Below are 21,914 nucleotides of genomic sequence, written 5' to 3' on the forward strand. Positions count from 1 at the left end.
CCCCTCCCCTCCTACCCGTCGGTCTCCACGACCCCCAATGGGAGCGCTTCCATGCCTGAGCCCATGTCCTCCGTGTCCTTTCCCCCTTCCTTCCTCTGGGGCGCCGCGACGTCCGCGTACCAGATCGAGGGAGCGGTGCGGGAGGGCGGCCGTACGCCGTCGATCTGGGACACCTTCAGCCATACGCCGGGCCGGACGGCCGGCGGCGAGCACGGTGACATCGCTGTCGACCACTACCACCGCTACCGCGAGGACGTGGCGCTGATGGCCGAGCTCGGCCTGGGCGCGTACCGCTTCTCGATCTCCTGGTCGCGTGTGCAGCCGACGGGCCGGGGCCCGGCGGTGCAGGTGGGCCTGGACTTCTACCGCCGTCTGGTGGACGAGCTCCTGGCGCACGGCATCAAGCCCGCCGTCACCCTGTACCACTGGGACCTGCCCCAGGAGCTGGAGGACGCGGGCGGCTGGCCGGAGCGCGACACGGCGTACCGGTTCGCCGAGTACGCGCAGATCGTCGGCGAGGCGCTCGGCGACCGCGTGGAGCAGTGGATCACGCTCAACGAGCCGTGGTGCAGCGCGTTCCTGGGCTACGGGTCGGGCGTGCACGCGCCGGGCCGCACCGAGCCGGCGGGCACGCTGCGGGCGGCCCACCATCTCAACCTGGCGCACGGGCTGGGCGCTTCGGCCCTGCGTTCGGTGATGCCGGCCCGCAACACGGTGGCGCTGAGCCTCAACTCCGCGACGGTACGGCCGGTGTCGCAGGACCCGGCGGACCTGGCGGCGGCACGGAAGATCGACGACCTCGCCAACGGGGTCTTCCACGGGCCGATCCTGCACGGGGCGTACCCGGAGACGCTGTTCGCGGCCACGGAGCTGGTGACGGACTGGTCGTACGTCCAGGACGGCGACCTGGCGGCGATCAACCAGCCGTTGGACGCGCTGGGCCTGAACTACTACACCCCCGCGCTGGTCTCGGCGGCGGAGACCGAGGTGACCGGCCCGCGTGCCGACGGCCACGGAGCGAGCGAGCACACGCCCTGGCCGGGCGCTGACGACGTCGCCTTCCACCAGACGCCGGGCGACCGCACCGCGATGGGCTGGACGATCGACCCGACGGGCCTGCACGAGCTGATCATGCGGTACACCCGGGAGGCACCGGGCCTGCCTCTCTACATCACCGAGAACGGCGCGGCGTACGACGACAAGCCGGACCCGGACGGCCGCGTCCACGACCCGGAGCGCATCGCCTACCTGCACGGCCACCTCGCGGAGGTCCGCCGCGCGATCGCCGACGGCGCCGATGTCCGGGGCTACTACCTGTGGTCCCTGATGGACAACTTCGAGTGGGCGTACGGCTACGAGAAGCGGTTCGGGGCGGTGTACGTCGACTACTCGACGCTGACGCGGACACCGAAGTCGAGTGCGTACTGGTACGGGAAGGCGGCTCGCACGGGGGCGTTGCCGGAGTCGGACGAGGTGTTCTAGGGACCGGGGACGGGGCGCGGCACGCGGAGGGGAGGCGCCGCGCCCCGCGGTTTCGGTCATGGGGAAGGGTGGGAAGGAGCGGAGATCACTACTCTGCTCGGGTGCTCTCATACGACGAACTGACGCCGCCCGAACGTGAGTTGTGGGACGCGTTTCCCGAAGGGCGCCGCGTGGATCTGCGCACCGGCGTACCCGAGGACGACCGCGTCGCCGGAGGGGCGCAGTGGGGGCCCGCCCGTACGGTCAGGGCCGCCGTGATCGCAGCGCTCCTGCTGGGCGCGAACCCCCCGCGGCCGGGCGCCGTGGCAGGTCTGAGACTCACCGGTGCGCGGGTGTCCGGGCACCTCGATCTGGCCGGCGCGCAGATCGGTCACGTTCTGTGGATCGAGGAGTGCTGGTTCGAGGGGTCGGTGAACCTGCTGGGAGCGTCGACGCAGTCGCTGATGATCGCAGCCAGCCGCGTGCCCGGCCTCGAAGCCGGTTCGGCGGTTGTCGAAGGCCACCTCGACCTGCGTCGCTCGGTCGTGGAGAGCGGTGCTCCCTCGCCCTTCCACCACAGCGTCACCGCGCTGTCGCTCACCAATTCCCGGGTGGCCGGTGGCGTGATCCTCAACGGGACCGAGCTCAGTGCGCCGGGAGGCTGGGCCCTGGCCGGCGGCGGTGTCGTCGTCGAAGGCGGCTTCTTCTGCCAGGTCGGGTTCGTCGCGCGCGGAGAGGTGCGGTTGCCGGGAGCCCAGCTGACGGGTGGACTCTTCATGAAAGGGGCTCGCCTGGAGCAGCCCGCGACCCGCGGCGTGGCGCTGGCCATGGACAACGCCACGGTGACGACGCTGGACCTGTCGGCGGGCTTCACAGCGAGCGGAACCGTACGGCTGCGCGGCACCCGGATCGTGGACAACCTGACCTTCGAGGGTGCCGTGCTGAACGGGCCGCCCGACGGTGACGGCCCCGCCCTGGTGGGGATGCTGATGCGGGCCGTCGACTTCGACCTCACCCTCGCCCGCCCGCCGTCTGGCGCCGTGGACCTGCGGGGCGCGCAGGTGTCGTACCTCCACGAGGGCGAGCACAGCTGGCCGGACGTGGTGGAGCTGGACGGGTTCGTCTACGGCTCCGTCAAGGTGGCCGACGCGGAACACAACGGCGAGCGCCGGGAAGCGGTGGGGGCGCGCAGTTCGGTCGCCCACCGCATCGCGTGGATACGGCGCAGCCCGGGCTACAGTCCGCAGCCGTACGAGCAGTTGGCGAGCTGGTACCGGACGGTCGGCCATGACGACGACGCCCGCCGGGTCCTGCTGGCGAAGCAGCGGCACCGCCGCCGCACCCTGCGACCTGCCGCCCGGGCCTGGGGGCATCTGCTCGACACGACCGTCGGCTACGGCTACCGCCCCTGGCTGGCCGGTGTCTGGCTGCTGGCGCTGACCCTGCTGGGCACGCTGGTGTTCCGCGCGCACTCCCCGACGCCGGTCAAGCCGGGCGAGGGCGCCCCGTTCCAGCCCTTCGTCTACACACTCGACCTGCTGATCCCCATCGGCGGTCTGGGGCAGCGCACGTCCTGGTACTGGACGGACGACGGTGCGCAGTGGCTGGCCTACGCGCTGGTCGCCCTGGGCTGGGTGCTGACCACGGCCGTCATCGCGGGCGTGACACGCACGCTGCAGAAGAACTGACGGCCGCGTTCGAAGACGCACGCGCCCCGGCCGGATGGGGGAAGACCGGCCGGGGCGCCCCCCGTGGCCCGAAGGCGGTCCGCGTCAGTTGTAGGCCGCGAACGCCTTCGAGAACGCGAACTTCTCCTGGAGGACCGAGCTGCACGTCGCGTCCGCCGACGGCTTCTCGCCTCCCGGGCACTGCTTGTCGCGGGTCGCCGACCACATCGACAGCCAGCCGAGGCCCTTGGACTTGGCGAAGTTCACCAGCTGGGTGGCGTCGTCGACCTTGAAGATCTCGGTGGTGACGTCGTTGACGCCGATCATCGGGGTGACGGCGACCGTCTTCCAGGCGGCGCTGTCGGAGAGGCCGAGCACGCTCTTGACCTGGGCCTGGGTGGCGGTGGCCGCCTGTTCGGCGTAGGTGCCCATGTCGCCGCTGTACGCGGGACCGTAGTCCATCGCCATGATGTTGACGGTGTTGATCTTCACGCCGTTCTGCTTGGCGTCGGCGAGGAGGTCGACTCCCGGCTGGGTCAGGCCCTCCGGCATGACGGGCAGGGTGAAGGAGACGTCCAGGTCGGGGTGGGCCTTCTGGAGCTTGGCGATCGCCTGGGCGCGGCGGGTGTTGGCCGCCTTGTCCGGCAGTGCGCCGCCCTCGACGTCGAAGTCGACCTTGGTCAGCTTGTACGCGTCAACGACCTTGGTGTACGCCGCCGCCAGCGCGTCCGCCGAGGAGCAGGTCGTCGCCAGCTCGCTGCCGGCCGCGCCGCCGAAGGAGACGCGAACATCGCCGCCCTTCGCCCTCAGGTCACCGATCTGCGCGGCCACCGCGTCGCTGCCGAGGTCCGTGACGCCGCCCCACTTCGGGGTGCAGCCACCGCCGTCGGTGACGAAGGCGAGGTTGTAGTCCTTGACGCCCGTCGCCGCGGCGCTCGCCAGCAGGTCGAAGGCCGGGTAGAGAGACGTGTCGATGTACGGGGCGAAGCCGGCGCTGGTTCCGGTTCCGGTGCCGGGGCTCTCCGAGGGCTTGGCCGTGGGGGTGGCGCTCTGGGTGGGGGTGGCCGTCGGTTTCGGCGTCGACGTCGGCGTCGGAGTGGGCGTGGGGGATGCGGTGGACGTCGGGCGGCCGCTCGGCTCCGGCGTCGCGCTGTCGTCCGTCGAGCACTTCGCGTCGTCGATCAGACAACCCGTCGGCGCGCCCGTGCCGTTGACCACGAAGCCGACCGTCACCGACTCACCGGCCGCCAGACCGTCCGTGTCCCACTTCGGCGGCGTCACGGTGACGTGCTGCCCGCGCACGCTCGACTCGGCGTTCCACAGGGAGCTGAGCTTCGAGCCCGACGGCAGGTCGAACTCCAGCGTCCAGTCCCGGTCCCTCTGACCGCTGGTGTTCGTGACGACGTACTGCGCGGTGTAACCCGTCGACCAGTCACTGGTCTTGGTGTACGCCGCCCCGACTCCGGCCGCCTGGGCCGTACCGGTGAACAGGATCGCGCCACCGCCGGCCACGGCCGCGGCGACGAGGCCGCCTATCGCCTTGTTCCTGCCACTGACCTTGCGCCGGTGGGTGCTCTTCACGTGTCTGCCTCACTGTTCACGGGGTTCGTGGGGGTGGGTGCGGCAGCACGCTAGCGATTCGGAATCGGGCAAATGGCCTGATCCGGACGGGGGTTGGCGACCTTAGGGCGCGCTTAAGGAAGGGATCGGGGCCGGTTAAAGGTCGAGACCAATTTGCCGGGACGGCGGCGTCGTACCGCCCCCCGGTGCCCCCTGCGCACCGGCTCTCTACCGTCCAGCTGGATCCAGATCCGCACCTCGGTTCCGCCCAGCACCGACGAGCCGATCCGCACGTCCCCGCCCGTCGACTCCGCGAGCCGCCGCACGATGTCCAGCCCGAGCCCGGTCGACCCGGCACTGCCCGAGCCCCGCCCGCGCGCCATCGCCGCCTCAGGGTCGGATATCCCGGGCCCCGCGTCCGAGACGAGCACGATCACCGCGTCCTCGCCGTTGTGCACGTCGACCGCGAACGCCGTGCCCTCGGACGTGTGCCGGAAGACGTTGCCGAGCAGGGCGTCCAGCGCGGCCGCCAGATCCGCCCGGGCCACGGGGATGCGCACCGGCCGGTCCACGCCGGCCACCCGCACCTTGCGGCCCTCGTCCTCCGCCAGCGCCGACCAGAACGCCATGCGCTCGCGCACCACCTCGGCCGCGTCGCACCCGGCGCCGGGGCCCGCCGCCACCGTCTGCGGCTTGGCCTCCCGGGCCGTACGGATGATGGTGTCGACCTCGCCCTCCAGCTGGGCGACGGCCGCCCGGGTCTGCTCGGCGGCCGGACCGTCCCCGAGCGAGGCCGCGTTCAGCCGCAGTACGGTCAGCGGGGTACGCAGGCGATGGGACAGGTCGGCCGCCAACTCGCGTTCGTTCGCGAGGAGTTGTACGACCTGGTCGGCCATCGAGTTGAACGCGACCGCCGCCAGCCGCAGTTCGTTCGGCCCCTCTTCGGGCACCCGGGCGCCCAGCTTGCCCTCCCCCAGCTCGTGCGCGCCCTCGACCAGGCGCTGCGCGGGCCGCACCATCCGTACGCCCAGCCGGTCGGCGACCGCCACCGACCCGACGATCAGCGCGAGGCCGACCCCGGCGAGCACCGCCCAGGCCGTGGTGAGCCCGTTGGTGACCTCCGTCTCGGGGACGTACACCTCGACGACGGCGATCTCGCCTGAGCTCAGCGCGACCGGCTGGAGCAGCGTGGATCCGCCGGCCACCTCGGTGGTCGAGGCACGGCCCAGCCGTCGTACGGTCGCGATGTCCTCGGCGGCGGCGCGCTGCCGGCCGAGGTCGACGGCGGCCGCGTCGCCGGACGCCGGTATGTGCACGGCCATGCCCGCGTCCGACCCGGCCGAGGCGACGACCCGCTCCAGCTGGTCCCGGTCGGTGGTGATGGACAGCGCGGGGGCGACGGCCGCGGCCTCCCGCTCGGCGTTGGAGAAGGCGCGGTCGCGGGCCATCTCCCGGATGACGAGCCCGAGGGGGACGGCGAAAGCGACCACGACCATCGTCGTGACCGCCAGGCAGACCTTGACCAGTGCCCATCTCATCGCGGCGGCTCCAGCTTCACACCGACGCCCCGCAGGGTGTGCAGATAACGGGGGTTGGCTGCCGTTTCGCCCAGTTTCCGGCGCAGCCAGGACAGATGGACGTCGATGGTCTGGTCGTCGCCGTACGACTGCTGCCACACCTCGGCGAGCAGTTCCTTGCGGGGGACGACGACACCGGGCCGCCCGGCCAGGAAGGCGAGCAGGTCGAACTCACGGCGGGTGAGGTCCAGGCCGACTCCGTCCAGCTCGGCCTGGCGGCGCAGCGGGTCGACGGTCAGGCCGCCGACGCGGAGCACGCTGGACGGCGCGGCCTCCGCGCTGCCGGACCGGGCGCGGCGCAGGACGGCGGCCATCCGGGCCGACAGGTGCTCGACGGAGAACGGCTTGGTCAGATAGTCGTCCGCCCCCGCGTTCAGCAGCCGGACGATCTCCGTCTCGTCGTCCCGTGCCGTGGCGATGATCACCGGCACGTCCGTGATGCCGCGCAGCATCTTCAGGGCCTCGGAGCCGTCCAGATCGGGCAGACCGAGGTCCAGGATCACCACGTCGAAACGGAAATGGGCGACCTCGCGCAGCGCCTCCAGTGCCGTCCCGACGCTGCGCACCGTGTGGGCGGCGTCGGTCAGGTGCCGGATCAGCGCCGAGCGTACGAACTGGTCGTCCTCGACCACGAGCACACTTGCCATGCGCCGCACCGTACGCCATGCGAGCGAGCCCGGTCCGGGCCTGTGGACAACTCCGCACCTGTGGACAACCGGGCGACACTCCTGGGACGCGTGAGGCAGTATGGCCCGCGATGCGCAGAGGACTCGTACACGTACTTGCTTGGTCGCTCGCCACGGGCGCGGCGGTCACGCTGTCGTGGTGGGGTGTCCACACGGTGATGGCGGGCACGGTGTACGACCGCCCGCGCGCCCTGCCCATCACCGCGGCCGACGCGACCACGCAGGAGTCGAAGCCGCTGGCGTCGTCGACGAACCGGCCGACGCCGTCGAAGGGTCCCTCCAGTTCCTCGGATCCCTCTCCGAAACCGACCGGCACGCCCCGTACGCCGGCCCCCTCGAAGTCGCCGTCCCAGAGCCCCGGCCCCACGTCCACCGCATCCGGCCAGGTCAAGAGCTACGACACCGACGGCGGCCGGGTGGTCTTCGACATCGGCAAGAGCTCCGCGACCCTCGTCTCGGCCACGCCGGGTGCGGGCTGGTCGATGCAGGTGTGGAAGACGGAGACATGGATCCGGGTGGAGTTCAGCGCGGGCGCGGACCGGGTGTCGGTGTTCTGCACCTGGCACGACGGGCCGCCGCGGGTGGAGATCGGGAACTACTGAGTCACCGGAAGACGGACGGCGGCGGGGCCGGGGAGGCCACTGCCGCGAGGTCGGTCACGGGGACGGCGCCACCGGTGAAGTCGGTGAGCGCTTTGCCGTGTTCGACCCGGCCGGGGTGCGGGTCGGCGGCGGCGCGGCGGGTCAGTTCGGCGACCGGGAGCGGGTGGTCGGAGGCGACGAGGACGGCGTTGCCGAAGCGTTTGCCGCGCAGTACCGCCGGATCGGCGACCAGGGCGAGTTCCTCGAAGCGGGCGCCGACCGTGGCGATCTGGCCGCGCAGATGGGAGAGCGGCGGACCGTCGGCGAGGTTGGCGGCGTACACGCCAGAGGGCCGCAACGCCCTGCGTACGTCGTCGAGGAACTCCGTCGAGGTCAGGTGGGCGGGGGTGCGGGCCCCGCTGAACACGTCGGCGATGACGACGTCGGCCCACGCGTCGGGCACCTTGGCGAGCCCGTCCCGCGCGTCCGCGGACCGCACTCGGATCCGGGCGTTCGGATCCAGGGGCAGCTCCCGCCTGACCAGTTGGACCAGGGTGGCGTCCCGCTCGACGACCTGCTGGGTGGAACGGGGGCGGGTGGCGGCGACGTACCGGGCGAGGGTCAGCGCGCCACCACCGAGGTGCACGGCGTGGACGGGCTTGCCCGGCGGGGCGGCGAGATCGATGACGTGGCCGAGGCGCCGCTGGTACTCGAAGGAGAGGTAGGCCGGGTCGTCCAGATCGACGTGCGACTGAGGAGCCCCGTCGATCAGGAGCGTCCACGCCCGGGCACGGTCCCGGTCGGGTATCAGCTCGGCGAGCCCACCGTCGACACGCTCGACGACGGCTTCGGCGGCGACCGCCCGACGCCGGACGTTCCTGGACTTCCTCATTAGGTCATTGTCACAGGTGGGAGGCAGTGCCGCCCGGGCAGCCGGGTCAGCGGCGGGACACAGCGCGCTCGCCCGCCCGGGACGGCCGCGTCACCGGCAGTTGTCGGCCGCCTCGATCAACCGCGCCGCCTCCCCCAGCGCGGCCCGCAGCGCCGCCGGGTCGGTCGCCAGGTCCGCCTCACCGGGCGGCAGCAGCCAGTCCGAGCCCTCGACCGGCGGCTCGGGGTCCGGGTTGAGGCTCAGCCCCCGGCCCTCGGTCTCCGTACAGGTGCTGCCCGGCATGTCCCAGGCGGCCGCCGTGCCGGGCGGGACCACGAAGCCGAGCGTGTCGCCACCGTCGTCGTGCAGCACGGGTCCGACGCCATCCCCGGCCCCGCGCCGCAGGATATCGACCGCCTCCAGGCCCTGGCGCGCCGGAACGGTGACCACGTCGCAGCCCGCGCCCGGCGGCTCGCTGCACTCCGCGGTCGGCGCATGTCCAGCCGTGGTCGACGGCGTACGAGGAACGATGCTCTGGCTGGTCTCCATCCCGACCTCCACCACGGAACCCCTTTTGCAGTCCGAAGAGTTCAACGCGGGGCGGCGTCAACGGCTACGGCGGAAGTCAGCCGCAAAGGATGGCAGTTCATGGCAGATCCCGTATGAGATATCCGGTTTGTAGCCAAACCCAGCGTGGCGGGTCCGACACAGCAGGTACGTTCTTGCCCGCCGGAGACAAGGGCACAGACGGATTTTTCGGTCCAACTCGTCCTCGTCCCGGCATGGTTCGACGGTTCGCACGAGAGGACCCGGCCATGGCGTCGTCAGAGCTGACCTCGTCCCTGCCCCCCAGGCCGCTGCGGCCGAATCTCGCGTTCCGGCAGTTGCGCGGACAGCGCTCGCCGGCCGAGTTCGCCGCCGTGGTGCGACGGGCAGCCCGCGAGATCGGCGAGCGGGTCAGCTGTGACGCGCGCTATGTCGGGCGGGTCGAGGCCGGCGAGATCCGCTGCCCCAACTACGCGTACGAACGGGTGTTCCTGCACATGTTCCCCGGCCGCACGCTCACTGACCTCGGCTTCGCGCCCCGCTCGTCCGTACGCGGACGCCGAGCGCACGCCGACGAGGAGGCGCCCCCCGTGCACACCACGATCCCGGCGCGCACCTCCAGTGAGACATGGATTGCCCACGAGCCGTATGACCCTCTGAACCCTCAGGACCCGTACGACCCCCACGACCCGTACGGCGCACAGCAGAACCACCTGAACCACGAGATCCACGAGGAGAGCGACGTGCTGCGTCGCGCATTCATGACCGGCGGTGGCGCCACGGTGGCCGCCGCCTCGCTGAGCCCCCTGGGGCTCGCCATCGACGCCGCGGCCGCGGAGCGTCCCGTCCGACGGGTAGGGGGGCGGGAGGCGGACGCGCTCGAAGTGGCCGTCCGCCGCATCCGGCTGCTCGACGACCGGCACGGCGCCGACGGCCTCTACCGGCGCGCGGCCGCGCCACTGCGGGCCGCCTACGCACTGCTCGACGCCGGTACGACCCGGCAGGCGGTGGGCGAACGGCTGCACGCGGGCGCGGGTGAACTGGCCATCTCGGTGGGGTGGCTGGCGCACGACTCGGGGCGGTTCGACGACGCCCGCTCGCACTACGCGGAGGCGCTGGCGACCGCCCGGATGGCCGGGGACGCGGGCCTTGAGGCGCACGCCTTCTGCAATACGTCGTTCCTCGCGCGGGACGCGGGCCGGCCCCGTGAGGCCGTGCGGGCGGCGCAGGCCGCGCAACGCGTCGCGCGCCCCCTGGGCTCCTCCCGTCTGATGTCCCTGCTCGCCCTGCGCGAGGCGGGCGGCTGGGCGGGGCTCGCCGACCGCACCGGCTGCGAGCAGGCCCTCGTCCGCGCGCAGGCCCTCTTCGAGCGCGGCAGCTCGGACTCCGACCCCGAGTGGATGAGCTTCTACGGCGAGGCCGAGCTGGAGGTCCTCGAGGCGCAGTGCTGGTCGACGCTGGGCAACTGGCGGCGGGCGGCGCGGCATGCCGGGCGGGCGGCCCAGCTGCAGGATCCGCACTTCACACGCAACATCGCGCTGTACACGGCGGAACTGGCGGACGACCTGGCCCGGGGCGGGCGGCCCGATGAGGCGGCGGCGGCCGGGATGCGGGTGCTGGACCTGCTGGACCAGGTGCAGTCCTCACGGGTGCAGACGATGCTGGCGGGGACGGCGCGGGTGCTGCTGCCGCACCGGCGGGCCAGTGGCGTCTCGGCGTTCCTGGAGCGGCACGCTTCGGCGCCGCGTACGCCTTGAGAGTCGTGGCCGCCGGTTTCCGGGGGGCTGTCCGCGGGCTAGCCGGCCAGGTGCCCCAAGTCGTTCCAGCTCTCGATCGCCGGTTCCCCGTACGCCCACCCCAGCACCGACAGGGACGTCGGATTCAGGCGGATGCGGGCGGCGAAGTCCAGGGGCAGGCCCAGCCAGCGCGCGCCTATGGAGCGGAGTATGTGCCCGTGCGCGAAGACCAGCACATCCCGGTCCTCCTCGCGTGCCCACGCCACCACCTCGTCGGCCCGGGCCGTCATCTCGGACAGGGTCTCGCCCTCGGGCACGCCGTCGCGCCAGATGAGCCAGCCGGGCCGGATGGCCTGGATGTCCGCCGGTGTCATGCCCTCGTACGCGCCGTAGTCCCACTCCATGAGCGCGTCCCAGGCACGCGCGCGTTCTCCGAAGCCGGCGAGTTCGCACGTCTCACGCGCGCGTGAGAGCGGGCTGGTGCGGACCTCGACGCCCGCCAGCCCGTCGTACGGCGCCCTGTGCAGACGTTCACCGAGGAGCTTCGCACCCCTGCGGCCCTCCTCCAGGAGCGGCACATCCGTCCTGCCCGTGTGCTTGCCGGACAGCGACCACGCCGTCTGTCCGTGCCGGGCCAACAGGATGCGCGGTGCCATGGAAAGGCCTTTCCGGGGAAATCAGAGGCGGACGCGTCCATCATCCCGCACGCTGTGCGGGGGCAACCTCGGGGGCGATCTCTGCGTCTTGAGGGCCAGGGCGCCCGCAGAGGGCGCGCGCATACACCGTAAAGTGGTCCGACCGGTCAACCGGGCGCCGCGACATGAAGGGGGAGGCGATCGGATGCCACGCGCCGAGACAGCTGGCGTGGAGGCGACGCCGCGGACCCGCCTGCGCTGGTGGACCGAGCTGCCGCTGATATTGCTGGTCTACGCCTGCTACTCGGCGGGGCGGCTCCTCGCCCGCGGCGACGTCAGCCACGCCGTGGACCACGGCCTCGCGATCCTGGACATCGAGAAGGCCCTGTTCCTCAACGCGGAGCACCCCCTCAACCGCCTCTTCACCCGCGAGCCCTGGATCGGCGTCCCGGCCGACTTCTGGTACGCGTCGCTGCACTACCTGGTCACGCCCGTGCTCCTGGTATGGCTCTTCCGGTCGCGCACCGTGCACTACCGCGCGGCCCGCACCTGGCTGATGACGTCGACCTTCATAGGCCTGATCGGCTTCACCCTGCTGCCCACCTGCCCCCCGCGGCTGCTCGACGCGAGCCACGGCTTCGTGGACACGATGGCCCAGTACAGCTCGTACGGCTGGTGGGGCGGCGAGGCGAGCGCGCCGCGGGGCATGGGCGGAATGACCAACCAGTACGCGGCCATGCCGAGCCTGCACGTCGGCTGGGCGCTGTGGTGCGGCGTGATCCTGTGGCGGTACGGAGGGACGCGTCTGGCGAAGGTGGCGGCGATCGCCTACCCGCTGATCACGACGATCGTGGTGATGGGCACCGCCAACCACTACTTCCTCGACGCGGTCGCGGGCGCCGCGGTGATGGGCGTCGGGCTGCTGCTGGCGCCGTACGTGATGCGGACCGCGGACCGGGCGCGGTCCCGGTTCGGGGCGCGGCTCGCGACCGCGGCGACCGCCGCGACAGCCGGGCGGGGCTCCCGCGACACGGTGGTCGTCGTAGGCCCGGACGACCGCGTCCCGGCCGGCTCCGGCACCCCCGTCCCCGTGGGCTCTGGCGACACGTCGTCCTCAATTGTCAGTGGCGGATGCCAGACTTCCGCGGGTGAGCGAATTCCACGGCAGCGCGAGTCCCGGTTCGGATCCGGAGCCGAGCCGAGTGCCTCTCCCCAGGACGCGGGGGACGGCGCTCCGACACCGGCTCGCTGAGCTGCGCGGTCCGGACGTCGCGGCCAAGGCGCTGGACGCGCGCGCCCTGGCCGCCCTCGCCGCCAACCCCGGCTGCAAGCGGCGCGCGATCCTGGACGGCGCGGGGGTGAACAAGGCGGCGCTGGCGAGCGCGCTGGGCTCGCCGTCGGCGTTCGGGCAGTCGCAGTTCGCCCTCACGCGCGGGAACGCCTTCGAGGCCAAGGTCAAGGCGGACGGCGGCGCGGAACTGCTGCGGCTGGTGCACGAGAAGCTGGACCGCGGCGCCGAACCGCCCGCCCACGCGCGTGTGCCCGAGCTCGCCGCGATCGGCCCCGAGGGCCGGACTGCCCGTACGGCACTGGCGCTGCGCGAGGCCGGCGAGGCGCGCGGCGAGTGGACCCTGCTCGACCACCCGATGCTCGCGCTGGACGTCGCCGGCTCGCCCGCCTTCCTGGAGCCGGACGCGGTCGTCGTGCACCCGGACGGCAGCTGGACGGTCGTGGAGATCAAGTCCTTCCCGATGCTGGACGGCTCGGCGGACCCGGCGAAGGTCGGCGCGGCCGCACGGCAGGCGGCGGTGTACGTGCTGGCCCTGGAACAGATCGCCGCCCGGCTCGCCTCGGACAGCGCCCCCGCCCCGCGCGTGCGCCATCGCGTCCTCCTCGTCTGCCCCAAGGACTTCTCCAACCTCCCCACCGCCGCGGCCGTCGACGTCCGCAAGCAGCGCGCGGTGACCGCCCGCCAGCTGGCCCGCCTCACCCGTATCGAGGACATCGCCGACACGCTCCCCGACGGCATCTGCTTCTCCCCCGACCTGCCCGCCGCCGACCTGACGGCAGCCGTCGAGTCGGTCCCGGCGACGTACGCGCCCGAGTGCCTGTCCGCCTGCGAGCTGGCCTTCCACTGCCGCGCCCGCTCCCGCGCGTCCGGCGCGGTGACGTCGCTGGGCCGTTCGGTGCGGGCCGAGCTGGGCGACCTGACCACGGTCGAGGACGTCCTGTCGGCGGCCCGGGGCGAGACCGGAGACCCGGACGACCCGGCGGTGGCCGCCCTGCGCAGAGCCGCGCACCTGCGTGCCGAGGCCCTCGGCCGGGAAGCCCAGGCCCTCGGCCGGAAGGTCCCGGCCGCCGGTCAGCCGGCCGACGCCCTCGGGCTTGAGGCGGTGGCCCCGTGTCGTTGATCGCCACCCTCGCCCGTCTCGAAGCCGTCAGCACCGGCCGCGCGCAGCCCATCGCCACCGTCCGCCACCGGCGCCTGTCCGAGCGCCCCCTGGTGTTCGTGCCCCTCACCACCGCGGGTGAGGCCGGCGCCCCGCTCGGCGCGCTGGTCGGCACGGACCGGGACGCCCCGCACCTGCTGGTCGTACCGCAGCCGCGCGACCGGGACCTCAGGTTCGCGTTCCTGTCCGAGCTGGCGGACATCGTCCTGCCGTACATCGACACCTATGCCGAGGACGTGGAGGCCGCGGAGCGCAACGAGACCGACCCCGAGACCGGCAAGCGGGTCAAGGTCGAGGTCGAACTGTGCGCGGACGCCCCGCAGTTGATCCTGCCGAGCCGAGCGGGCGTCGACTTCGTACGGCTGCTCGGCCGCTCCATGCGCTTCAGGCGTACGGCGGAGCAGGACCCGGAAACTCCCTACCCCGCGCCCCCGCGCGTGCCGTTGCTCGGCCGCTGGCTGACGCACTTCGGCGAACGGGCCCGGGTGCCCGGTTCCTCGCTGCTGCTGGCCATGACGGACGTACTGGCCCGGCACTGGGCGACCGGCCAGTCCACGCTGGAGGACCAGCACCTGGGCGCGCTGCTCGCGTGGATCGCCCCGCCGCAGGGCGAGACGGGCGCCGAGGCGGCTCTGCGGGCGGAGCTCGCGCGGGACGCGCAGGGCCAGTTGCTGTGCCCGCCGGCCGGTCCCGCCACCGACCCGGCGTTCGACAACAAGCTGCTCGCGCCCGCCTTCGAGCGCTACGACCGCGCGCGTACGGCCCTCGCCGCCGCCGAGGACGGTCTGGAGGCCGACGACCGGCTCGGTGACCTCACCGCCGCCGAGCGGGAGATCCGCGCCCTCGTCGAGAGCCGGACCCGGCCCACCTGGGACGCGGTGTGGCGCGGCCTGGACCTGGTGCGGGAGCTGCCCGAGGCCGGGCGGGTCGAGGAGCGGTGGACCCGGGACCGCTGGTCGTTCACCGGTCACCGCGATCGCGTCGCCGCCGGTGAACCCCCGCAGCCGCGCCGCGACGACGCGGTCACCGCCGCCAACAAGCTCGCCGCGCGCGAGCGGGAGCAGGCTCGCCTGGAGGCGCAGGAGGCGCTCGACGACCCGCTGGTGATGGCGGGGCGGCGGCTGTCCGGGGAGGCGTTCGCGGGCGAGGTCACCGAGGTCGTGATGGCGTACAGCGAGGGCAAGCGGCCGAGCCCGCGCCCGCTGGTCACGGTCCGCACGGACGACCGGCCGCATCTGGGTGAGCGGGCCAAGGTGTTCCGGTCGCTGGGCGGGAAACCGCAGTCGGCGGAGTTCGTCGGCTACGAGGAGGCCCTCGACAAGGGCGACGAGGACGGCGGGGTCGGCGAGGACGGCCGGGACGCGGGCGCGCTGCTCGTGCTGCGGGTGCTGGACAAGATGGGCCGCGGCAAGGAGCCGGAGGAGGGGTCGGTGCCGGAGAAGGGCGACCTGGTCTGCTTCACGCTGTTCGAGCACGAGCAGCGGGGCGGCGCGAAGCTGCCCGATCCGGAGGAGACGCCGTGGACGCATGGCGGGCCGCCCGGGGAGCAGGTGTCCGAGGCCGCCGATCCGCTGACCGAGGAGGACGTCCTGTGACCGCCGTGTTCGACCCCGGTGCCGCGGCGACCGAGGCCACCGACGCGATCCTCCGCGACACCCTGCACGGCACCGCGCGCGGTGTCGTCGTCGACTCCCCGCCCGGCGCCGGCAAGTCCACGCTCGTCGTCCGCGCGGCCCTGGAACTCGCCGACGCCGGCCGCCCGCTGATGGTCGTCGCGCAGACCAACGCCCAGGTCGACGACCTGGTGCTGAGGCTCGCCGAGAAGAACCCCGAGCTGCCGGTGGGCCGCCTGCACAGCAGCGACGCCGACCCGTACGACAAGGCACTGGACGACCTGCCGAACGTACGCAAGTCGGCGAAGGCGGGCGACCTGGGCGGCCTCTCGGTCGTCATCTCCACGGCGGCCAAGTGGGCGCACGTCAAGGTCGACGAGCCCTGGCGGCACGCGATCGTCGACGAGGCGTACCAGATGCGCTCGGACTCGCTGCTCGCCGTGGCCGGGCTCTTCGAGCGGGCGCTGTTCGTGGGCGACCCGGGTCAGCTGGACCCCTTCTCCATCGTCGGCAGCGAGCAGTGGGCGGGTCTGTCGTACGACCCGTCTGCGTCCGCCGTCACCACCCTTCTGGCCCACAACCCGGCCCTGCCCCAGCACCGCCTGCCGGTCTCCTGGCGCCTCCCCGCGTCCGCGGCGCCCCTCGTGTCCGACGCCTTCTACCCGTACACACCGTTCCGCAGCGGCACGGACCACGGCGACCGGCATCTCTCCTTCGGGGTCCCGTCGGACGGCTCGGGCCCCGACCGGGTGATCGACGAGGCGGCGGAGTCCGGCTGGGGGCTGCTGGAGCTGCCCGCCCGGCACACCCCGCGTACGGATCCCGAGGCGGTACGGGCGGTCGCGACGGTCGTACGACGCCTCCTGGACCGGGGCGGCGCGGCCACGTCGGAGCGCTCACCGGACCCCGCGCCCCTGACCGCCGACCGGATCGCGGTCGGCACGGCCCACCGGGACCAGGCGGCAGCGGTCCGTGCGGCACTGGCCGAACTGGGCGTGACAGACGTCACGGTCGACACGGCCAACCGCCTCCAGGGCCGCGAGTACGACGTGACGGTGGTCCTGCACCCCCTCTCCGGCCGCCCCGACGCCACCGCCTTCCACCTCGAGACGGGCCGCCTGTGCGTCCTCACCTCCCGCCACCGCCACGCGTGCATCGTGGTGTGCCGGGCAGGGGTGAGCGAGCTGCTGGACGACTATCCGTCGACGGAGCCGGTGCAGCTGGGGACGCTGGTGAAGTTCCCTGACGGCTGGGAGGCGAACCACGCCGTGCTGGCGCGGCTCGCCGAGCATCGGGTGGCGTGGCGGCCGTGATCGACACACCAGGCACCTGCTCGGCGCACACCCGGCTGAGCACCGCCCCCACGCCGGACGGAGTCCGGCACGCCGCCGCAGGCGGCCGAGGGAAACAGCCCGGACGGCTGGGAGGCGAACCACGCCGTGCCGGCGCGGCTCGCCGAGCATCGGGTGACGTGGCGGCCGTGATCGACACACCAGGCAACTCCTCGGCGGGCACCCGGCTCGCGGAGCATCGGGTGGACTGGCGGCCCCGTTGAGGAAGCCCCATTGACCTGCGTCACACGCCTACTTGCGCGGGCGCGGGACAATGGACGGTGGACCGGATACGTACGAGGAGGAGAAAGCATGGCGGAGCCCACGCCGCGCAGGAACCAACCGCGGCTACGCCCCGCGCCCCTGCTCTTCGAGCCCGCGCAGGTGGCCGACGACCCGGAGCACTTCTTCGACCTGGAGTCGATCGACGACCCCCGTGCGCTGCTGGCGCGGGCGACCGAGCTGACGCAGGCCTTCCGGGCGGCGACGGACCGTGCGGTGGAGTTCCAGGCCATCGCGGCGGCCCAGCTGGCGGACCCCCGGCGCTTCGACCGGCTGACGCCCGCCGACATCGCCGCGCAGGCCGAGTGGACCGAGGACTACGCCAAGAAGATGGTGGAGTTCGGCCGGGATCTGATGCGGGGCGTCGAGGGGCCGGGGCACGTCGACCCCGTGTGACCACCCCCACGGCATATGCCAGGCGGGCAAGATACCCGCTCTCCCCGCCTCCTGTCCCACTTTTCGGCAACCCTCGGAAACCGACCCCTCACCGTCGGTAGATGTATCCGTCATGAGCCGCACACGGGACGACCTCTTCTCCTACCTCTTCTCCGACCACTCCGGTGCCCGCATCGACGCCTCCGGAGTCGCCGGCGCCGGCGAAGCCACCGGCGTCACCGGCGTCACCCCCGAAGGAGCCGCCTGGCTCGCCTCGGCAGGAACGTATCCGCGCAGCACGCTCGCCCTCTGGGTGGAACGCCCGCACGCCCCGGTGGTTCTGCCCTGCGGCTCGGTCTTCGACGTGGTCAGCACCCCCGCGGTCTTCGGGCGCCGCATGCTCGACCGGCTGTGGGACGAGGGACCGGGGGCGGGCCCCGTGGCCGCCTTCCGGGGGCGGATCCTGCTGTTCGCCGCCCCGGGCACCGCCCAGCGGCTGCCCTCACTGCTGCGCTGGGAGGAGTTCAGCCGCACGGACGGCATCCCGCCGCTCCTCTGCCACGGCACCGGCGACGCGGTGACCGTCCCGGCGCCGGCGGACACCTATACGGCGTCCCCGACACCCTCCGGGACGCGGTGGCTGGTCGCCCCGGACACCCGTAGCCCTTGGTTACCGGGCCCGGAGGTGTTGCTCTGGGCAGCCGTACGGGCGGCTCGCGCGGCCGTTCGGATTTCGATTTTTCCCCACGCCGACCAGGATGCTAAGGTCTACGACGTCAGCAGGCGCCGCTAGCTCAGTTGGTTAGAGCAGCTGACTCTTAATCAGCGGGTCCGGGGTTCGAGTCCCTGGCGGCGCACAGACAGTGAAGGCCCCTCGCGAAAGCGGGGGGCTTTTCGCATGCGCCGGGCGTGCACCCGGAGTGCACCTCCACCACCGGCGCGGCCCTACCGGCACCCCCGGCGCGCCCTCGTCGGCCACGCCCCCCGATCCGGCGCGGGCGCGTCACCCCGCCGGCGCGATCTTCACCGTCCACGCCCCCGAGGCCGTACGCCCCTCCACCTCCACCCGCACCCCCTCCCCCGGCACCGTGAAGCTCTCGCCCAGCCCGACCGGCGCGTCCGCGAGCGGCGGATACACCGACTCCTCCCAGCACGCCTCGGTGCGCGGGTGGGCGTCGACCACCTCGACCGGGCCGCCCCCGGACTCGGTCTGACTGCGCACCCGGTACACCAGCACGCCCTGCCGGCAGGCCTGTGTGTCGTTGCCCACGGGACCGCGCACCTCGAAGGCGAGGGCGCTTTCGGGGCCGGTGCGGACGACGGCGAGCTTGATGCCGTTGCCCAGCCCGAAGCCCGGTACGGCACCCACCGCGCCGGGCGACCCGACCGAGCCGATGGCAGCGGGTGCCCCTGCCGCGACCGGGGCACCGGGCCCCGCCGCCAGCGGCTCCAGCGTCAGCCGCACCCCCGCGGCCCCCGCTCCCCGAACGCACACCACCTGCCGCGGATCCAGCCACCCGAGCTTCCACTTGTGCCAGCCGAACAGATCGGGCGCCATCCCGAACTGGCTGCCCATCAGGTCCCAGTCGCCGACGTAGGTGTCCCAGTCACCCTTGCCGTCCATCGGGCGGTGGTACAGGTCGGGCAGGTCGAAGACATGGCCGGTCTCGTGCGCCAGGACCAGCCGGTCCGGCGGATGGTTCTCGAACACCGTGACGACACGCCGGATGTCCTTGCCGTCCGCGCGCAGCGGGGACTCCAGGTTGACGACCTTCGTGGCGTCCGAGTCGACGCCGGGCGCGTCGGGATCGGCGACGAAGTAGACGACGTCGTAGCGGGAGAAGTCCACCTCCCGGTCCGCCACGGCGAGCGCGTCGCGCAGGTAGGCGGCCCGGTCGTTCATGTCCCAGTCGCGCTGTATGGCGTACGCGGTCGACGGGCGCGGCATCCGGAGCCAGTTCGGCAGCGGATGCGGGCGCAGGGTGAATCTGCCGTAGGAGGCGCGTTCGAAGAAGTGGGTGGTGGCCGGGAAGTGGTCGGCCGTCAGTTCGGCGGGTGTCGTCCGAGGGGGCGCGTCCGGGAAGGACAGGAAGACCATGACCGCGTCGAGCCCCCGGGTCGGGCGCGGATAGGCGGCGTTCCAGGTGTCCAGGCCCTCGGAGTGGTGCGCCTCGGTGCGTTCAAGGGCGCAGGCCGCCGTGTCGAAGGGTTCGGCGACCGAGGGGCCCGCGACCAGGGAGGTCGCGGTGAGTGCCGACATCGTGGTGAACAAGGCGGCGACGGTGCGCAGTCGGGGCCACTCCCGCAGCCGACCCATGCCGGGGAGCAGGGGGAACTGACGCGGCACGTGGACCTCCGGGGCGGTTCGCGGGACACCGCACCCAGCCTCGGTCAGATTGTCGTACTACGCCCTGTTTGCCTGCACCGGACGGGTGAGAGGCCCGGGAGGCCGCCACCATCAACACCCCCGAATCGCTCACGGAACGTCACAACCGGTCGAGGGGCCGAAGAAGCCGTCCAGGTGCGAGCAGAAACGATCTGTCGGAAGGTCGGGTCACATGGGAACACTGAACAGTGGGTGGAAGGGCCCGGGACCAGCCTCTATGATCGGCACACTTTCCTGACACTTTCCCTGCACGGACACGGCTCGGCGGCGACCGCCACCCGGCCGACCATTCCGATGAGACCCATCCGAAGAACGAGTGCACTGCGGGAGCGAGCGGTGAGCGGAACGTCCGAAGGGCCGACGCCCGCGGCAGACCTCATCGGGCCAGCCGTCACAGAGAGTAACCTAGAGCCATCGCCCGGTACTGGAGCGCCGCCCTACTCCACCGTCTTCCGCGCAGCGCCCCTGGCGATGGCCGTGGTCGACTGCGAGGGCCTGGTCACCGGCGCCAACCCGGCCTTCGCCGACCTGCTCGGCACGGCACCCGGGGAACTGGCCGGCGCCGTCGCGGCCGACCTGGTGGACCTGGCCTCCGACGCGCGCACCTGGCACGCGTACCTGGAGGTGCTGCGCGGCCGCCAGGCCAGACTGCGCTGCACACGCCGCCTCAAACACCCGGACGGGCACTCCCTTTGGGCCCAGGTCACGGTCGCGCCCCTGCCCGGCGCGGAGTTCGGCGGTGTCCTGCTGTCGGTCGTCGACATCAGCGCCCACCGCGAACTCCAGGCCCGGCTGCGGCACTTGCAGATGCACGACCCGGTGACCAGGCTGCCCAACCGCACCCTGTTCTTCGAGCGCCTGACGGCGGCCCTGGACGCGGAGTCGTACGAGGACAGCGGCACCACCGGCCGAATCGGCCTGTGCTACCTGGACCTTGACGGCTTCAAGGCGATCAACGACACCCTCGGCCACCGGGTCGGCGACAGCCTGCTGGCCGCCGTGGCCGAACGGCTCACGCGCTGCGCAGAGGAGGCGGGGTACGCCAGATCGAGCCCGCCCCTGGTCGCCCGGCTCGGCGGTGACGAGTTCGCCCTGCTCGTCGAGGACTCGACCGGCACCGAGCAACTGGCCGATCTCGCCGAGGCGGTGCTGGAGGCGTTGCGGGCCCCCTTCGACCTCTCCGGCCGGCGTCTGTCGGTGTCGGTGTCGATCGGCGTCGTGGAACGCCAGGCGAGCGGCACCACCCCCACCGCGCTGATGCAGGCCGCCGACACGACGCTGTACTGGGCGAAGGCCGACGGCAAGGACCGCTGGACGCTCTTCGACCCCGAGCGCAACGCCCACCTCATGACCCGCCAGGCCCTCTCCTCCACCCTCCGCCCGGCCATCGAGCGCGGTGAGTTCGCCCTGGAGTACCAGCCGTTGGTGAGCATGGAGGACGGCCGGCTGCGTGGCGTCGAGGCGCTTGTCCGCTGGAAACATCCTCAGTTCGGCGTACTGGCGCCGAATCGGTTCATCGGATTGGCCGAGGAGGACGGTTCGATCGTGCCGCTCGGCCGCTGGATCCTGGCGACCGCCTGCCGTCAGGCACGCGCCTGGCAGGTGGCGCACCCCGACGAGCCGCCGATCTTCGTGAGCGTGAACGTGGCGGTACGGCAGGTCTGGGACTCGGACCTGGTGGCGGACGTGGCCCGCATCCTCGACGAGACGGAACTCGCCCCGCACCTGCTCCAGTTGGAACTCACCGAATCGGCGGTGATGGGCTCGTCGGGCCGGCCCCTCCAGGACCTCCAGGCGCTCAGCGACATGGGCGTACGCATCGCGATCGACGACTTCGGCACCGGTTACTCGAACCTGGCCTACCTCAGCCGGCTGCCGGTCTCGGTGCTGAAGCTGGACGGCTCCTTCGTACGGGGGTTCCAGTACGAGAACGACAACAGCGCCGCCGTCCCGCCGAACCCGGCCGACGAGGTCGTCGTCGAGGCGATGATCCAGCTGGCCCATCGGCTGGGGCTGACGGTCACCGCGGAGTGCGTGGAGACGTTGGCGCAGGCGTCGCGGCTGCGGCGGATCGGGTGCGACACCGGGCAGGGGTGGCTGTACTCGCGGCCGGTGCCGCCGGATCGTATCTCCGCGTTGCTGGGGGTGCGGGTGTGA

18 protein-coding genes and 1 tRNA gene are annotated in these 21,914 nt (G+C 72.6%); 12 read left to right on the forward strand and 7 right to left on the reverse strand.

Features of this window, described 5'->3' with window-relative positions:
- The first annotated feature begins 51 nt into the window (after positions 1 to 51).
- Both EJ357_RS16905 and EJ357_RS16910 read left to right on the forward strand, forming a co-directional pair.
- Positions 52 to 1,482 (forward strand): GH1 family beta-glucosidase, encoded by a 1,431-nt coding sequence (locus tag EJ357_RS16905; RefSeq protein WP_126392426.1) that lies wholly within the window; start codon positions 52 to 54, stop codon positions 1,480 to 1,482.
- A gap of 101 nt (positions 1,483 to 1,583) precedes the next feature.
- Positions 1,584 to 3,149, forward strand: coding sequence for an oxidoreductase (locus tag EJ357_RS16910; RefSeq protein ID WP_126392427.1), 1,566 nt, complete (start codon positions 1,584 to 1,586; stop codon positions 3,147 to 3,149).
- 84 nt (positions 3,150 to 3,233) lie between these two features.
- Here EJ357_RS16910 and EJ357_RS16915 read toward each other — a convergent pair whose 3' ends face one another.
- From EJ357_RS16915 to EJ357_RS16925, 3 genes are all read right to left on the reverse strand, one after another.
- Positions 3,234 to 4,709 carry a glycoside hydrolase family 18 protein gene (locus EJ357_RS16915; protein ID WP_126392428.1) on the reverse strand — a complete coding sequence of 492 codons (1,476 nt, stop codon included), beginning with the start codon at positions 4,707 to 4,709 and terminating at the stop codon, positions 3,234 to 3,236.
- Between the two features lie 113 nt (positions 4,710 to 4,822).
- On the reverse strand, positions 4,823 to 6,226 hold the full coding sequence (locus EJ357_RS16920) for a sensor histidine kinase (RefSeq protein ID WP_126392429.1): 1,404 nt from the start codon (positions 6,224 to 6,226) through the stop codon (positions 4,823 to 4,825).
- The gene (locus EJ357_RS16925; RefSeq protein WP_175647418.1) at positions 6,223 to 6,912 is read right to left on the reverse strand and encodes a response regulator transcription factor; all 690 of its coding nucleotides are present in this window, start codon (positions 6,910 to 6,912) and stop codon (positions 6,223 to 6,225) included. The genes EJ357_RS16920 and EJ357_RS16925 overlap by 4 nt, the downstream gene beginning before the upstream one ends.
- A 110-nt stretch (positions 6,913 to 7,022) precedes the next feature.
- On the opposite strand from EJ357_RS16925, the gene EJ357_RS16930 reads away from it, so the two are divergent.
- The gene (locus tag EJ357_RS16930) at positions 7,023 to 7,553 is read left to right on the forward strand and encodes a hypothetical protein (RefSeq protein ID WP_126392431.1); all 531 of its coding nucleotides are present in this window, start codon (positions 7,023 to 7,025) and stop codon (positions 7,551 to 7,553) included.
- A 1-nt stretch (position 7,554) separates the two neighbouring features.
- Here the strand turns inward: EJ357_RS16930 and EJ357_RS16935 are convergent, their stop codons facing one another.
- Together EJ357_RS16935 and EJ357_RS16940 are read right to left on the reverse strand one after the other, a co-directional pair.
- Positions 7,555 to 8,424: a spermidine synthase gene (locus tag EJ357_RS16935; RefSeq protein WP_126392432.1), complete on the reverse strand. Its 870-nt coding sequence runs from the start codon at positions 8,422 to 8,424 to the stop codon at positions 7,555 to 7,557.
- Between the two features lie 90 nt (positions 8,425 to 8,514).
- Positions 8,515 to 8,952 carry a hypothetical protein gene (locus tag EJ357_RS16940; protein ID WP_228473079.1) on the reverse strand — a complete coding sequence of 146 codons (438 nt, stop codon included), beginning with the start codon at positions 8,950 to 8,952 and terminating at the stop codon, positions 8,515 to 8,517.
- A 266-nt stretch (positions 8,953 to 9,218) separates the two neighbouring features.
- Between EJ357_RS16940 and EJ357_RS16945 the strand changes: the two genes are divergently transcribed.
- A complete protein-coding gene (locus tag EJ357_RS16945; protein WP_126392433.1) occupies positions 9,219 to 10,706 on the forward strand; it encodes a hypothetical protein in 1,488 nt (495 codons plus the stop codon).
- 38 nt (positions 10,707 to 10,744) lie between these two features.
- On the opposite strand, the gene EJ357_RS16950 is transcribed toward EJ357_RS16945, so the two are convergent.
- A complete protein-coding gene (locus EJ357_RS16950) occupies positions 10,745 to 11,341 on the reverse strand; it encodes a histidine phosphatase family protein (protein ID WP_126392434.1) in 597 nt (198 codons plus the stop codon).
- 184 nt (positions 11,342 to 11,525) lie between these two features.
- Here EJ357_RS16950 and EJ357_RS16955 point away from each other — a divergent pair, with 184 nt between their 5' ends.
- The 7 genes from EJ357_RS16955 (at position 11,526) to EJ357_RS16985 (ending at position 18,228) form a co-directional block, all read left to right on the forward strand.
- Complete coding sequence (locus tag EJ357_RS16955) at positions 11,526 to 12,572, forward strand: phosphatase PAP2 family protein (protein ID WP_126392435.1); 1,047 nt, start codon at positions 11,526 to 11,528, stop codon at positions 12,570 to 12,572.
- Entirely contained in the window at positions 12,523 to 13,731 is a 1,209-nt protein-coding gene (locus tag EJ357_RS16960; protein WP_228473080.1) for a hypothetical protein, read from the forward strand. Before EJ357_RS16955 ends, EJ357_RS16960 begins: the two co-directional genes overlap by 50 nt.
- Entirely contained in the window at positions 13,722 to 15,365 is a 1,644-nt protein-coding gene (locus EJ357_RS16965) for a hypothetical protein (RefSeq protein WP_126392436.1), read from the forward strand. The genes EJ357_RS16960 and EJ357_RS16965 overlap by 10 nt, the downstream gene beginning before the upstream one ends.
- A complete protein-coding gene (locus tag EJ357_RS16970; RefSeq protein WP_126392437.1) occupies positions 15,362 to 16,696 on the forward strand; it encodes an AAA domain-containing protein in 1,335 nt (444 codons plus the stop codon). The genes EJ357_RS16965 and EJ357_RS16970 overlap by 4 nt, the downstream gene beginning before the upstream one ends.
- A 330-nt stretch (positions 16,697 to 17,026) precedes the next feature.
- Positions 17,027 to 17,392 carry a hypothetical protein gene (locus tag EJ357_RS16975; RefSeq protein WP_126392438.1) on the forward strand — a complete coding sequence of 122 codons (366 nt, stop codon included), beginning with the start codon at positions 17,027 to 17,029 and terminating at the stop codon, positions 17,390 to 17,392.
- Positions 17,393 to 17,504: 112 nt separating this feature from the next.
- Complete coding sequence (locus tag EJ357_RS16980) at positions 17,505 to 18,164, forward strand: bifunctional DNA primase/polymerase (RefSeq protein ID WP_126392439.1); 660 nt, start codon at positions 17,505 to 17,507, stop codon at positions 18,162 to 18,164.
- Positions 18,155 to 18,228: transfer RNA gene (locus tag EJ357_RS16985), tRNA-Lys, on the forward strand. The genes EJ357_RS16980 and EJ357_RS16985 overlap by 10 nt, the downstream gene beginning before the upstream one ends.
- A gap of 146 nt (positions 18,229 to 18,374) precedes the next feature.
- Here EJ357_RS16985 and EJ357_RS16990 read toward each other — a convergent pair.
- Positions 18,375 to 19,718 carry a M6 family metalloprotease domain-containing protein gene (locus EJ357_RS16990; RefSeq protein WP_407698492.1) on the reverse strand — a complete coding sequence of 448 codons (1,344 nt, stop codon included), beginning with the start codon at positions 19,716 to 19,718 and terminating at the stop codon, positions 18,375 to 18,377.
- 375 nt (positions 19,719 to 20,093) lie between these two features.
- On the opposite strand from EJ357_RS16990, the gene EJ357_RS16995 reads away from it, so the two are divergent.
- Positions 20,094 to 21,914, forward strand: coding sequence for a putative bifunctional diguanylate cyclase/phosphodiesterase (locus EJ357_RS16995; protein WP_126392440.1), 1,821 nt, complete (start codon positions 20,094 to 20,096; stop codon positions 21,912 to 21,914).

It is taken from the genome of Streptomyces cyaneochromogenes (assembly GCF_003963535.1).
In the GTDB taxonomy this organism is placed as follows: Bacteria; Actinomycetota; Actinomycetes; order Streptomycetales; family Streptomycetaceae; genus Streptomyces; species Streptomyces shaanxiensis.